The organism is Flavobacterium indicum GPTSA100-9 = DSM 17447 (assembly GCF_000455605.1).
Taxonomy (GTDB): domain Bacteria; phylum Bacteroidota; class Bacteroidia; order Flavobacteriales; family Flavobacteriaceae; genus Flavobacterium; species Flavobacterium indicum.
Map to the genome: position 1 here is coordinate 420236 of NC_017025.1, position 15233 is coordinate 435468.

Consider the following 15233-nt stretch of genomic DNA (forward strand, 5'->3'; position numbering starts at 1 on the left):
AGCATTTTTTCAATGCTAATGTTATTAGGGGTTGACGCCATTGCGCAAGATACACCAACTACATCACAAGATACAGTTAAAACAGGTTTTAGTGTAGGACAAATAGATTTGCCTAATCCTAAAAGTGTGTTAGAAGGTTATACGTATGACCCTGTATCTGATCGCTACATTTATACAGCTACCATAGATGGATTTAATATTAACTATCCATTAATACTAACTCCTGAAGAATATGAAAAATTAGCAACAAAAGAATCCATTCGAAAATATTTTCAAGAAAAAACAACAGCTTTGGATGGTAAAAAGCCTGGTTCTGAAGAAGCAAAACGAAATTTATTGCCAAAATACTATGTAAACTCTAAATTTTTTGAAGCTATTTTTGGTGGAAATACCATTGATGTGAAACCTACTGGAACCGTAGAAGTTGATTTAGGTGTTCGTTTTACAAAACAAGATAATCCTTCTTTTTCTCCTAGAAATAGACGCACAACAGCCTTCGATTTCAATCAAAGAATATCCGTTGGATTGCAAGGTAAAGTGGGTACGCGATTAAATGTTAATATTAATTATGACACGCAGTCTACCTTTGCTTTTCAAAATTTATTAAAGTTAGATTATACGCCTACCGAAGATGATATTTTGCAAAAAATTGAAGTAGGTAATGTGAGTTTTCCATTGTCAAATTCTTTAATTCGTGGCGCACAAAGTTTATTCGGTGTTAAAGCGCAATTTAAATTTGGTAAAACTACTGTAACTGGTGTTTTCTCTGAACAAAAATCTCAAACAAAATCTATTACTTCTCAAGGCGGCGGTACCATACAAGAATTTGATTTTTTTGCATTGGATTATGATGCGGACAAACACTATTTCTTATCACAATATTTTAGAAATAAATATGATAGCGCTTTAAGAAATTACCCAATTATTGATTCCCGCGTTCAAATAACAAGAATTGAAGTTTGGGTAACTAATAAACAAAATCGTGTTACTTCAACTGATAACAATTTAAGAAATATTATTGCTTTACAGGATTTAGGTGAAACACAAATAAACGGAATTCCAGATAATGAAGTAATAGGAGTGGATTTAGGAGTCTATCCAACATTCGTTAATGCCATGCCTGATTCACCAACCGATAATAAAAATAATAAGTTTGACCCAGGCCAAATAGGATTTAACTTCTTAAATAGTAATATTAGAGAAATTGCAACCGCGAGTAATGGTTTTACAACAGTTACGGGTATGAATGAAGGTCAAGATTACTCTAAGCTAGAAAATGCTAGAAAATTAGCACCTTCAGAATATACTTTTCATCCTCAGTTAGGGTACATTTCATTAAACCAACGGTTACAAAATGATGAGGTTTTAGCCGTAGCTTATCAATATACCATAGGGGATCAGGTTTATCAAGTGGGTGAATTTGCAACAGATGGCGTAGAATCTACTCAAGTAAATAGTTCAGGCGTTCCCTTAACACAAGCTTTAATATTAAAAATGTTAAAAGGGAGCTTGGTTGCAGTTAATGAACCAACGTGGGATTTAATGATGAAAAATATTTATCAAATACCGGGTGGTTCTCAATTAAATCAACAAGATTTTAAATTTAATATTTTATACCAAGATCCATCACCTTTAAATTATATTACGCAATCTGGTGCTGATCCTTTACCTTCGGATGTACAAAATACAACATTATTAAAAGTTTTAAATTTAGACAGATTAAATTACACTAATGACCCACAACCTAACGGCGATGGATTTTTTGATTATTATCCTGGTTTAACGGTAGATCCTCAATACGGAAGAATAATATTTACAACAGTTGAGCCTTTTGGATCCTACTTGTTTGATAAATTAGGTTTAAATCCAGGAGAGGATTATAATTCTGATGTTACTTATAATTCCAATCAATCGAAATATGTTTTCAGAACGCTCTATAAGGCAACTCAAGCAGCTGCTTTACAAGAAAGTGCTAAAAATAAATTTAAATTAAAAGGAAGTTTTAAGTCTTCTGGAGGAGACGGAATTGCATTAGGTGCTTTTAATGTGCCTCAAGGTAGTGTTGTAGTAACTGCAGGAGGTAGAACACTTGTTGAGGGTGTAGATTATACCGTAAACTATCAAGCGGGAAGGGTTCAAATTTTGGATCCAGCATTATTAGCTTCTAATACACCTATTCAAGTATCCTTAGAAAATAATTCTGTTTTTGGCCAACAAACTAGACGATTTTATGGTGTTAATGTAGAACATAAATTTAATGATAAGTTTTTTGTTGGTGCTACTTTCTTAAAATTAACAGAAAGACCTTTTACTCAAAAATCAGATTACAATCAAGAATCTGTAAATAATACAATAGTAGGTGTAAATACAAATTTTTCTACGGAATTACCTTTTTTAACTCGATTGGTTAATAAATTACCAAATGTTGAAACAGATGTTCCTTCAAATTTATCATTCCGAGGTGAATTTGCTTATTTATTTCCTAATGCTCCAAAAGCAGCAAATTTCAATGGTGAACCTACTTCCTATATTGACGATTTTGAAGGTTCGCAATCTAATATAGATTTAAAATCACCGCAATCTTGGGCATTAGCCAGTGCTCCTATAGGGTTTGGTGGAGAATTTGGTGAAGATGTACTGAATTATGGTTATAGAAGAGCTAAATTATCGTGGTATACTATTGATCCTGTTTTTTACACAGAAACGCCTTCTGGAATTGATAATAATGATTTGTCTTCAAACAAAACAAGAAGGATTTTTAGTCAAGAATTATTTCCTAATGTAGATATTGCTCAAGGACAAACAAATGTTATAAGTACTTTAGATTTATCCTATTATCCACAAGAAAGAGGTCCTTATAATTACAACCCTTTAGCGTCGAGTACTAATGGGTTTTCACCTATAGATGCTCCTAATAATTGGGGTGGAATTATGCGTGCTATTAATACAACAAATTTTGAACAAGCTAATGTTGAGTATATTCAGTTTTGGGTGATGGACCCTTATTATGGAAATCCTGGAGATACAGCTAATAACACGAATACAGGAACATTAACATTTAACTTAGGAGAAATTAGTGAAGATATACTTAAAGACGGCAGAAAATTATATGAAAATGGTTTGCCTGAAAGTGGAGGTTCTCAACCTACAATAGCTTCTAACTGGGGAAAAGTACCGGCTTCTCAATCCTTAATTTATGCTTTTGATACTAATGATGCTAATCGTCAAGTTCAAGATTTGGGTTTAAATGGATTAAATGATGCGGAAGAAGCGGCAAAATATCCTGCCTATGCAGCGTTTCCTGACCCATCAGCAGACAACTATAATTTTTATTTAAATGCAACTGGAGATGTCTTAGAACGTTATAAAAATTATAATGGATTGCAAGGTAATTCACCTATTACAGTTACAGATACCAATCGAGGTAGTACAACTTTACCTGATGTAGAAGATCTGAATAGGGATAATACCATGAATACCATTAATGCGTATTTCAAGTTTAACGTAAATATTGCTCCAAACCCTCAAATTGGTCAAAATTACGTTTCAGATATAAGAGAAACTACTCAAACAATGGCTAATGGTCAGTCAACAGTAGCAAGATGGGTGCAGTATAAAATTCCAATTCAAGAAGCAACAAGTGCAAATATAGAAGGTGCAATATCAGATTTTAGAACAATTCGTTTTATGAGAATGTTCTTAACTGGATTCAATGAAGATATTACCTTGAGATTTGGTACGTTAGATTTGGTTCGTGGAGAATGGAGAAGATACAATTCGTCATTAGATAGCACAGATCCAACTGTTGATGATGATAATACGGGCTTTGATGTAGTTGCGGTTAATGTTCAAGAAAATGGAAATCGAACTCCAATTAATTATGTAATTCCTCCTGGTGTAGATAGAGAACAATTATACAATAATAATAGTGTAATTAATCAAAATGAACAATCACTCTCGTTAAGAGTTTATAAAAAGGATGGATCAACTCCGGATTTAGGTGGTTTGGAAAAGGGTGATTCAAGAGCGGTATTTAAGAATGTAAACGTAGATATGCGTCAGTATAAAAAAATGCGTATGTTCTTGCATGCTGAAGCACTTCAACCACCCACTGAAATTCAGCCATTGCAAAACGATCAAATGGTTGCGTTTATTAGATTTGGAAACGATTTTACAGACAATTTCTATGAAGTAGAAATGCCGCTGAAAATAAGTCCGTTTGGTGATAATTCTCCAACTTCAGTATGGCCTTCTGAAAATGAAATTGAACTACCATTGTCATTACTGACACAATTAAAGAGTTTAAAGTTAGCAAATGATCCTTCTATTGTGCCCGATATTAATGGCGTGGCATATTTAAATGAAAGTGCATTAGGATCGGCCAATAATAGAATAAATGTTGGTATTAAAGGAAATCCAAATTTTGGTTTGGTACGTACTTTAATGGTTGGAGTAAAAAACCCTAATTCTAATGATCCATTAAGAGGGGAAGTGTGGTTCAATGAACTTCGAATGTCAGACATGGATAATAAAGGTGGATATGCTGCTGTAGCAAATTTAGATTCAAATTTAGCTGATTTTGCTACAATTTCTGCAACTGGTAAACTGAGCACAATAGGATTTGGAGGTATTGAACAAGGACCAAACGAAAGAAGTCGTGAAGATGTAAAACAATATGATATCGTAACGAATTTTAATTTGGGTAAAATGTTGCCTAAAAAATGGAAAGTTACCTTGCCATTTAATTATGCTGTAGGAGAACAATTTATTACTCCAAAATACGATCCGTTATATCAAGATATTGAATTGAATCAAATTTTAGATGCAACGTCAGACGCTTCGAGAAGAAATGAAATTAAAAATAGAGCTATAGATTATACAAAGAGAACCAGTATAAATTTCATTGGCGTGAAAAAAGAAAAAGGTGAAAATGCTAAATCTCGCTTCTATGATGTAGAAAATCTAACCTTGTCGTATTCATTTAACGAAATGCTACACCACGATTTTCAAATTGAAAGCTTGGTGGATCAACAACAAAAAACGACAGTTGACTACGCATATTCTTTTAAACCTTTAGCAATAGAACCATTTAAAAAGAATAAATTTTTCAAAAAAAGTGGTTACTACAAAATGCTAAGTGATATGAATTTTAACCTTTTACCAAGTACTATTTCATTTAGCTCTAATATTATGCGTCAGTTCAACAGACAACAGTTTAGATTGATTGATGTTCAGGGGATTGGTATTGACCCATTGTATAGAAGAAATTATTTCTTTAATTATCAATACGGTTTTAATTTCCCAATTACGAAAGCATTAAAAGTAAATTATACGGTTGCGAATAACAATATTGTTAGAAATTATTTTGACGCTAATAAAAACCCAATTGATGGATTAGATATTTGGCATGATTACTGGAATATTGGTACACCAAATACGCATAACCAACAATTAACGGTTAATTATGACTTGCCAATTAATAAAATACCGGCACTTGCATTTATAAAATCAACTTATATTTATACAAGTGATTTTAGTTGGCAACGTTCATCTGATGCTTTCGCTACATTTTTAGCTCAAGATGGAACTTTATATCAACTAGGAAATACAGTACAAAATTCTGGTTCTCATAAGTTAAATGCCAGCTTAAATATGGATATGTTCTATAAGTATATTGGATTAACGGCTAAGAAAACTAAAAAAGTAGCTTCTAATGTGAAAAAACCAGCTCCGAAACCTGGTGAGAAAATTGCTCCAGCTACACCAAAATCAAATCAAACTGAAGATAGAAGTAAGCTAAGTAAGTATTTAATTGGTTTTGCAACCAGTATTAAGAATATCCAATTAAATTACACAGAAAATGGAGGTACATTATTGCCGGGTTATTTGCCAGGTTTAGGTTTCTTTGGAACTTCAAAACCTTCGCTTGGTTTTGTTTTTGGTGACCAATCAGATATTCGCTATGAGGCAGCAAAATATGGCTATTTAACTAATTATCCTGAGTTTAATCAAAATTTTACTCAAATTAAAACAAAACGTTTTGATTATACTGCTCAAGTAGAACCAATAGCCGATTTGAAGATTGATATAACTGCTGAAAGAAATTATAGTGAAACTTATTCAGAACAATACGATGTTTCTTCTGATGGAACCTATAATTCTCGTTCGCCTTATAATACAGGTAATTTCAATATTTCAACTATTTTAATTAAAACAGCATTCAAAACTAGTAATGAAAATGAATCAGAAATATTTGATCGTTTTAGAAAAAATAGGTATGCTATCGCTACTCGTTTAGCTGAAGAGTACTACGGGGCATCTGGTTATCCTGTTGATTTAGAAGGATATCCTGTAGGTTTTGGGAAAAATTCGCAAAGAGTTTTATTGCCGGCTTTCGTTTCAGCTTATTCAGGTATTAAAACGTCTACTGTAAACACTGGCTTATTCCGTAATTTCCCTCTTCCAAACTGGACAATAAAGTACACCGGATTAATGAAGTTAGATTGGTTTAAAGATAACTTTAAGCGTTTTTCATTGCAACACGGCTATCGTTCAAGCTATAGTGTTAATGCATTTCGTTCAAATTTAAATCCAAGTCCAACAGATTCTAATGGAAATTTTTACGCAGATGTGATTACATCTAACGTTAATTTAACAGAACAATTTAATCCATTAGCAAGAGTGGAATTTGAATTGAAAAATTCATTCAATTTTAGAGCGGAAATGAAAAAAGACAGAACTTTAAATATGAGTTTTGACAATAACTTATTAACTGAGGTTCAAGGGAATGATTATACAATTGGACTAGGATACAGGATTAAAGATGTTACTATTAATTCAAAATTAGCCGATAATGCTACTGGATTAATTAAAAGTGATGTTAATTTAAAAGCCGATTTTACGTTAAGAAAAAACATGACAATTGTTCGCTATTTAGATTATAACAACAATCAATTAGGGGGAGGACAAAATATTTGGTCGGCTAAGTTTACGGCAGATTATTCTTTCAGTAGAAATTTAACAGCTATATTCTTTTACGACCATCAGTTTTCTAAAGCAGTAATTTCTACCGCTTTCCCTTTAACTAATATTCGCGCAGGATTAACCATTAGATATAATTTTGGAAATTAAAAAATAAATTAAAATATAAGGTTAATTTAGAGAATAAATTCTAAATTTGTCCGTGAACAACAACTATTAATATTAAGAATGTAGCAGATGTAATTTTGCTATTTCTAAACTAAAATTTATTTAAATATGAATATTCCAGCAAATTTAAAGTACACAAAAGATCACGAGTGGGTTTCATTAGAAGGCGATGTTGCAACAGTAGGAATTACCGATTTCGCACAAAGAGAATTAGGTGATATCGTTTATGTAGAGGTTGAAACTTTAGACCAAACTTTAGCTAAAGATGAGGTTTTTGGAACAGTTGAAGCGGTAAAAACTGTATCTGATTTGTTTTTGCCTTTATCTGGTGAAATTATTGAATTTAATGAAGATTTGGAATCAAATCCAGAAACTGTAAATTCTGATCCTTATGGAGCTGGATGGATGGTAAAAGTAAAAGTTTCTGATGTTTCTGAAGTAGAATCATTATTGTCTAGTGAAGATTATAAAGCACTTATCGGGGCCTAATTTTTATTTTTTACTTGCTTTTGTTTGGACAGTTTTAATATTTTATCTCTGTTTAACAGAATCTTCAAGTTTGCCAAAACTTACTTTTCCATTAAAAGATAAAATAGTACATTTTGTTTTTTATTTTGTTTTTGTGCTACTTTGGTCATTGAAATTAGTTTATAAAAAAATAACTTTTTTGATTTTTATTTTAATTGTAGCCATAGTAACAGGAATAGTAATTGAATTTTTGCAAGAGAAAATTACAGATACAAGAACTTTTGATTGGTTTGATATAATAGCTAATTCATTTGGAGCAATTTCCAGTTTTATAGTTTTAGTTATTCAATTGCCAACTAAAAAAACAATTTAAAAATCTCACTTTGGTGAGATTTTTTTATTTTTACACACTAAATGTACACTAAATGAATATTAAACAGTATTTAGATTCAACGTATTTGAAAACAGCTGAACAAGCGGGAATATCTGAACAAGAAAATGAAATCATTGCAAAGTCTTGTATTCAAGAGGCTATTGATGAAAAATTTAAGTTAATCATGATTCGACCAAATTTTGTGAAAGTAGCGAAACAAATGATTAAGGAACAAAATTCAAATGTTGTTGTCGGAACTGTTATTGGCTTTCATGAAGGTACGGCTTCAATTGAAGATAAAATTAAAGAAGCACAACAAGCTATTAATGATGAAGTAGACGAGTTGGATTACGTTGTAAATTATGAGGCTTTTAAAAATGGAGCAACGGAATTAGTTAAAAATGAAATTTTATTAGGAACTAAGTTTGGTTTAGATCATCATAAAGTTGTAAAATGGATCATTGAAACCGCAGCTTTGGACGGTATGCAAATCATTCAATTAACATCATTAATTAAGAATACTGTTGTCGCTAATTTTAAAGAGACCGATTATGAAAAAGTATTTGTAAAATCGTCAACTGGATTTTATAAAACTTTAGATGGTTCTCCAAACGGTGCAACCTTTCCTGCAATAAAAGCTATGTTGGAAAATGCATTTCCATTACCAGTAAAAGCATCTGGAGGAGTAAAAACAAAAGAAGATGCTTTGGAAATGATTAAGTTAGGTGTAAAAAGAATAGGAACGTCTTCTGCAAAAGCTATAGCTGATGGAGTAGAAACTTCTGGATCATATTAAAAAAATAAATATGCGAAAAATAATTGTTGTTTTAACCCTCTTGAGTGCTGCTTTTTCTTGGGCACAAAATAGTATTGAGAAATTACCAAAATTTGAAAATTGTATTTCAGTCCCTGAAAATGAAGCAGAATCTTGTTTTAACGCTACAATTCATGATATTTTTCGTTCTAATTTTAATAAAGAATTAACTCAGGAAAAAACTGCTGTTATTGCATTGTTTGCAGTAGATACTTTAGGAAACTTTAGTGTGTTGTATTTAGACGCAAAAAACGATGAAATTAAGAATGAAACAGAACGTATTTTTAAACTTTTACCCAAAGTTTCGCCGGCTACTTACAATGGAAAACCTGTTTTAGCTAAATATTCACTTCGACTTAATTTTCCTTTTTTAGATGAAGATCAAAAATCTAAACTAGATGAAGATAAGTATAGAACAGAAAAAGTTTTGGCAAAAAATGAAATTATTGAATATGAAAATGAATCAAATTATAAAGAATTTAAAAATCCACAATTTTCTTCAGGCTTAAATATTCCTTTTAATACTTTAATTTATGATCAGTTTGAAGGATTTTTAAATCAAGTAGGAACAAATAATCATACTTCTGTAAAACCTTATTCTTTCCAAGAAGTAGCTAAATATTATGATTTTCAAAAAAATTATGAAGCATTAAGTAAAAACAAAACATCTTGGTGGGGGCGAAAAATATGGAATGAAAACTTATTGGCTATTCAAGGTGAAGGGTATTGGTTTGTTTTTAATCCGATAGTTGATTTTAGAGGAGGTAAAGATTTTGAAAGCGAAATAAAAAATACATTTGTTAATACACGTGGGTTTAATATTTATGGAGGATTAGGAAAGAATGTAACCTTTACTACTTCAATATATGAAAGCCAAGGTAGGTTTGCGGATTATTATAACGCGTATGCTGAAAGTATAAAACCTTCGGGTGGTAATCCTGCTGTTATTCCGGGTGTTGGAATTGCTAAAAGATTTAGAACGGATGCCTATGATATGCCAATGGCTGAAGCTAATATAAAATTTACAGCTTCTAAGTTTTTTGATGCCACTTTAGGGTATGGTAGAAATTTTATAGGAGATGGTTATCGATCAATTTTACAAGGAGATGCAACTAGTCCTTATCCTTACATTAAATTCAACACTACTTTTTGGAAAATAAAATATACAAACACGTACATGTTTTTACGTGATGTAACACCTATTAATACAGCTGAGGATACCTATGCTTCAAAATATATGGCAAATCATTACTTGAGCTATAATGTAACTAAAAGGTGGAATTTAGGATTGTTTGAAAGTGTTGTTTGGTCTAATTCTAACGGAAGAGGATTCGATCCAAATTTTATTAATCCGATTATTTTTTATCGGGCAGTTGAATTTGCTTCTTCACCTAAATCAGGAAATGCATTATTGGGTTTAACTTCTAAATTCAAATTTAATAGTCAGATAAGTGCTTATGGTCAATTTCTTATTGATGAATTTTCGGTTGGAGATGTATCTAAAGGAAATAAAAGTTGGAAAAATAAATTTGGTTATCAAATAGGAGCTAAATATTTTAATGCTTTCAATATTACTAATTTGAACTTACAAGTAGAATGTAATATTGTTCGCCCTTATGTGTATTCACACAGTAATACATTGACAAATTACGCTCATAATAACCAAAGTATGGGGCATCCTTGGGGCTCCAATTTTAGAGAGATTATAGGTATTGCTCGCTATAGAACGGGAAGGTATTATGCGGAGGCTAAAATGATTTATGGAAAAAGAGGTTTTGATTTAATTGATAATGCAAATTATGCGAATACAGGAAGTAATATCTTTTTGAGCTATGAAGATGAGAATCATCCTCGATCTGCAGATGAAGGTGTGGTTGTTGGGCAAGGCAATACCACTACAGTTTTAATTGGAGATTTAAAAGCTGGATTTATTTTAAATCCAACTACAAATATGAGAATATACGGTAATATTATTTATAGAAACTTTGATCCAATGATAAATACGGTTTCAACTTTTAAAAATACTACTACGTGGTTTTCAATAGGACTTTCAACTGATTTATTCAATTGGTATTTTGATTACTAAAAAAGTATAATTTCGATAAAAATAAAGAAATCTTATTTATATCTTTGCACCCATTAAATTAAGGCATTGAAAACATCAACAAATACTAGGTCAATTTTTATAGATTTTAAAGAAATTACTAAAGCTGGGTTAGCCATCAGTGTGGTTTTTTCATCTATTGTAGGTTATTTGTTAGGTTTTTCAGAAGAGCATCCATTTAATTGGGTAACATTAATTTTGTTAGCTATAGGAGGTTATTTTATGGTTGGAGCTTCTAATGTTTTTAATCAAGTGATTGAAAAAGATTTAGATGCTAAAATGGATAGAACCAAAAATAGACCTTTGCCGTCTGGAAGAATCACTTCACAAAATGCGTTAATCCTAGGTTTTCTTCTCACTTTGTTAGGTTTGGTGATTTTGTATTTTATCAATCCTAAAACAGCAATGTTTGGTGCAATTTCTATTTTCATGTATGTGAGTATGTATACACCTCTTAAAACATTAACGCCTTTATCTGTTTTTGTAGGTGCGTTCCCTGGAGCTATTCCTTTTATGTTAGGTTGGGTAGCGGCAACGGGTAATTTTGGTATAGAAGCAGGAACTTTATTTTTAATTCAGTTTTTTTGGCAATTCCCTCATTTTTGGGCTATTGGTTGGTTTTTGTATGATGATTATGAAAAAGCAGGCTTCTTTATGTTGCCTACTGGGAAGAGAGACGGTAAAACTGCAATTCAAACTATTTTATACACCTTTTGGTTAATTGTAGCTTCTGTTTTACCAGTATTTGGGTTTACCGGTACATTGCAGTTGTCTGTAGTTGGTGCAATAATAGTTCTTCTGTTGGGAATATGGATGCTTTATTTTGCATTTAAATTAAATAAGAACAGAGATGCAATTTCTGCAAAAAAATTGATGTTAGTTAGTGTAACTTACATAACTTTGCTGCAAATTGTTTATGTAATAGATAAATTTATTTAAAATGGAATTAACAGCTCAAGAACAATACGAAAGAAAAGCAAAATCATACAAGCTATTGTTGCTTTTTGGAATGGTGAGTATCTTGATGATTTTTGCAGGATTTACAAGTGCTTATGTGGTGAGTAAGTCTAGGCCAGATTGGTTAAAAGATTTTGTATTACCAAGTGCATTTATTTGGAGTACTCTTTCAATTTTATTGGGAAGTTTGACTTTTCATTTGGCATTAAAATCAATTAAAGCAGGTGAGGTTAAAAAAACTTCAATGTTTTTATGGAGTACTTTGGCGTTGGGATTACTATTTGTTTTTTTACAATTCAAAGGCTTTGATCAAGTAATTGAACAAGGGTATTTTTTTACAGGAAGTAATAGTAATGTAACCACTTCATTTTTGTATATAGTAGTGTTGGTGCACATTGTACACTTGTTTGGGGGGTTGATTTCGCTTTTAATTGTAATTTATAATCATTTTAAACAAAAATACAATTCCTCGCAATACCTTGGTATTGAGCTTAGTGCGTATTATTGGCACTTTATGGATTTTATTTGGATTTACTTGTTTTTATTTTTCTATTTTTTCAAATAGAAAAAAAATAATAAATTTGGGAACTTTTTAACAAAAAACATTTTATGGGTGCTACAGTTACACATGAACACGCTTTATTAGACGGAGGACCAGGGCCAATGGGTGCAACCTATGGCAAAATGATGATGTGGTTCTTCATCGTATCAGATGCTTTAACATTTTCAGGGTTTATTGCAGCTTACGGATTTTCAAGATTTAAATTTATTGAAACTTGGCCAATTGCCGACGAAGTGTTTACTCACTTCCCGTTTTTACATGGAGTTACCGCTCCAATGTATTATGTAGCTTTGATGACGTTTATCTTGATTTTCTCATCAGTTACTATGGTATTAGCAGTTGATGCTGGTCACCAAATGAAAAAATCAAAAGTAGCTTTCTACATGTTTTTAACTATTATTGGAGGTTTTATTTTCTTAGGTTCACAGGCTTGGGAGTGGAAAAACTTCATTAAAGGTGAATATGGTGCTGTTGAAACAAGAGGTGGGTCAATTTTACAATTTGTAGATAAAGATGGTAAAAGAGTAGCACTTGCTGATTTTGCTGCACATCTGCCTGAAGAAAGAGAGCAATTAACAAGAGATAAAGGTTTTTGGTTTGAAAAAGAAGCTGCTATCTCTGAACATTCTGTTGCAGAAGTAGTTGCTGGTTTTAAAGCAAATCCAAACTTATTGGTGAGAACAGAAATAATTAATAAGGAAACTAAACATAAAACTATCTTATCAAGAGAAGAATCTATTAAAAGATTAGAGCAAGATGCTGTTTTAGTTGTTGAAGGTGCAAACTTAAAACATAATGAGTACGGTCATAAGTTGTTTGCTGATTTCTTCTTCTTTATTACTGGATTCCATGGTTTCCACGTATTCTCTGGAGTTATCTTAAATATCTTGATTTTCTTTAATGTTATCTTAGGTACATATGAAAAAAGAGGTAGTTATGAAATGGTAGAAAAAGTTGGATTGTACTGGCACTTTGTAGACTTAGTTTGGGTGTTTGTATTTACATTCTTCTATTTAGTTTAATCTTCGTTAAAAGAAAAATATTATGGCACACGCGCACGGGTCAAACACAAAAAGAATTTGGACAGTATTTGGAATATTGTCTGTGATTACTACAGTTGAAGTTGCTTTAGGTATTGTTAAGCCTCATAGTTTACATCATGGTACTTTTTTAAGTATGAGTTTATTAAACTGGATTTTCATTATACTAACTATTGTAAAAGCTTATTATATCATGTGGGCTTTTATGCACTTAGAAGGTGAAACTAAAAGTTTAAGATGGTCAATTGTAGCTCCGTTAGTATTTTTGATTCTTTATTTATGTTTCATTATCTTAGTAGAAGGTGATTATGTATTTGAAGTTTTCAAGAATTCTCACTATAAATGGATATTTTAACATATTTTATATCAATCTAATCCCGATTTATAATCGGGATTTTTTTTACCTTTGTATGAACTAATACACACTTTAAAGTGAAAAAATATATTGTTTTAATTGTACTGTTTATTTTGCCAATTGTAGCTTACATGTTTTTTGCTACCGCTACTCATAATTCTCTTTTTTTACCAACTATATCAAAAAATCATCTTGATATTCCTCAAGATTTTACATCATTAAAAGGTGAGAAAGTGCTATTGTTAAATAAAATTACAGTGTTAGGTTTTCCTGGTGATAACTTAGAAGAGGTAAAAGCAAATTTGTTTAATTTAAACCAAAAAGTTTATAATAAATATTCTGGCTTCAAAGATTTTCAAATGGTAATGATTATGCCTGAATCTACTAAAGCAGCTGTGAATAATATAATAAATGAATTTACGCGTTTGTCAAAAGAACAAGAAAATTGGCATTTTGTTTTTGCTAAACCGTCTGAAATAGAAAGCTATTTCAAAACTTTTCATTTTCAAAATACATTAGATGTACATACTGGAACTCCATTTGTGTATATAATAGATAAAAATTTATCGTTAAGAGGTAGAAAAGGCCAAAAAATTAAAGGTAAAGTAGAATATAGAGAATGTTATAATTCTGAATCTGCTGCCGAATTACATAATGAAATGTCGGATGATGTTAAAATTTTATTACGAGAATATAGATTAGCATTGAAAAAGAATAATAATAGAAAAGACGCATTTAGAGACAATATCAAAAATAAATTAGAAGAAAATAATTCAATCCGAAATGAAAAATAAATCTTATATTGGAATTTCTTTTATTGTTCTGCTTTTTGGTATATGGACAGTAAAAGAATTAAGAGAACGTTATAATAAAAATGAATTGGATGTGCTGGGTAATGTGCCTTCTTTTTCTTTAATCGATCAAAATAATAAGAAGATTACCAATGAAGACTACAAAGGTAAAGTGTATGTAGTGGAGTTTTTCTTTTCTTCTTGTCCTTCTATATGTCCAAGAATGAATCAGAATATGTTAAAATTGCAAGATGCGTTTTATGGTAATCTTGACTTTGGTATCGCATCAATTACTATTGACCCTGAGAATGATACCTCGGCGCAGTTAAAACAGCATGCAAAAGATCTAGGAGTAAAACATCCTAATTGGCATTTTTTAACAGGGGATTATAATTATATTATGAACTTAGCAAATAAAGGGTTTAATATTTATGCAGGCAAAAATAAAAATGTAGCTGGAGGATTTGAACATTCAGGTTTGTTTGCCTTGATTGATAAAGAAGGTAAAATTAGATGTAGAAAAGATAAATTTGGCAATCCAATTTTGTATTACGACGGATTGGAAGAAGCAGGTATAAAAGCAATTAAGGAGGATATTAAGTTATTATTGGAGGAATAAA

11 protein-coding genes are annotated in these 15233 nt (G+C 31.2%); all 11 read left to right on the forward strand.

The window, feature by feature from the left end; genetic code table 11:
* The first annotated feature begins 12 nt into the window (after positions 1–12).
* Positions 13–7131 (forward strand): T9SS outer membrane translocon Sov/SprA, encoded by a 7119-nt coding sequence (sov, locus tag KQS_RS01770; RefSeq protein ID WP_014387492.1) that lies wholly within the window; start codon positions 13–15, stop codon positions 7129–7131.
* A gap of 126 nt (positions 7132–7257) precedes the next feature.
* A complete protein-coding gene (gene gcvH, locus KQS_RS01775) occupies positions 7258–7638 on the forward strand; it encodes a glycine cleavage system protein GcvH (protein ID WP_014387493.1) in 381 nt (126 codons plus the stop codon).
* Positions 7607–7990: a VanZ family protein gene (locus tag KQS_RS14645; protein ID WP_262487925.1), complete on the forward strand. Its 384-nt coding sequence runs from the start codon at positions 7607–7609 to the stop codon at positions 7988–7990. The genes gcvH and KQS_RS14645 overlap by 32 nt, the downstream gene beginning before the upstream one ends.
* A gap of 52 nt (positions 7991–8042) precedes the next feature.
* Positions 8043–8786 (forward strand): deoxyribose-phosphate aldolase, encoded by a 744-nt coding sequence (gene deoC, locus KQS_RS01785; protein WP_014387495.1) that lies wholly within the window; start codon positions 8043–8045, stop codon positions 8784–8786.
* 10 nt (positions 8787–8796) lie between these two features.
* Positions 8797–10890, forward strand: a complete 2094-nt coding sequence (locus KQS_RS01790) for a hypothetical protein (RefSeq protein WP_014387496.1) — start codon at positions 8797–8799, stop codon at positions 10888–10890.
* 57 nt (positions 10891–10947) lie between these two features.
* The gene (gene cyoE, locus KQS_RS01795; RefSeq protein WP_041251954.1) at positions 10948–11847 is read left to right on the forward strand and encodes a heme o synthase; all 900 of its coding nucleotides are present in this window, start codon (positions 10948–10950) and stop codon (positions 11845–11847) included.
* 1 nt (position 11848) lies between these two features.
* On the forward strand, positions 11849–12430 hold the full coding sequence (locus KQS_RS01800) for a cytochrome c oxidase subunit 3 (protein ID WP_014387498.1): 582 nt from the start codon (positions 11849–11851) through the stop codon (positions 12428–12430).
* Between the two features lie 44 nt (positions 12431–12474).
* Positions 12475–13449, forward strand: a complete 975-nt coding sequence (locus tag KQS_RS01805; protein ID WP_014387499.1) for a cytochrome c oxidase subunit 3 — start codon at positions 12475–12477, stop codon at positions 13447–13449.
* Positions 13450–13471: 22 nt separating this feature from the next.
* Positions 13472–13822 (forward strand): cytochrome C oxidase subunit IV family protein, encoded by a 351-nt coding sequence (locus KQS_RS01810; RefSeq protein WP_014387500.1) that lies wholly within the window; start codon positions 13472–13474, stop codon positions 13820–13822.
* Positions 13823–13899: 77 nt separating this feature from the next.
* Positions 13900–14616 (forward strand): hypothetical protein, encoded by a 717-nt coding sequence (locus tag KQS_RS01815; RefSeq protein ID WP_014387501.1) that lies wholly within the window; start codon positions 13900–13902, stop codon positions 14614–14616.
* Positions 14606–15232 (forward strand): SCO family protein, encoded by a 627-nt coding sequence (locus KQS_RS01820; RefSeq protein WP_014387502.1) that lies wholly within the window; start codon positions 14606–14608, stop codon positions 15230–15232. Before KQS_RS01815 ends, KQS_RS01820 begins: the two co-directional genes overlap by 11 nt.
* The last annotated feature ends 1 nt before the right edge of the window (position 15233 follow it).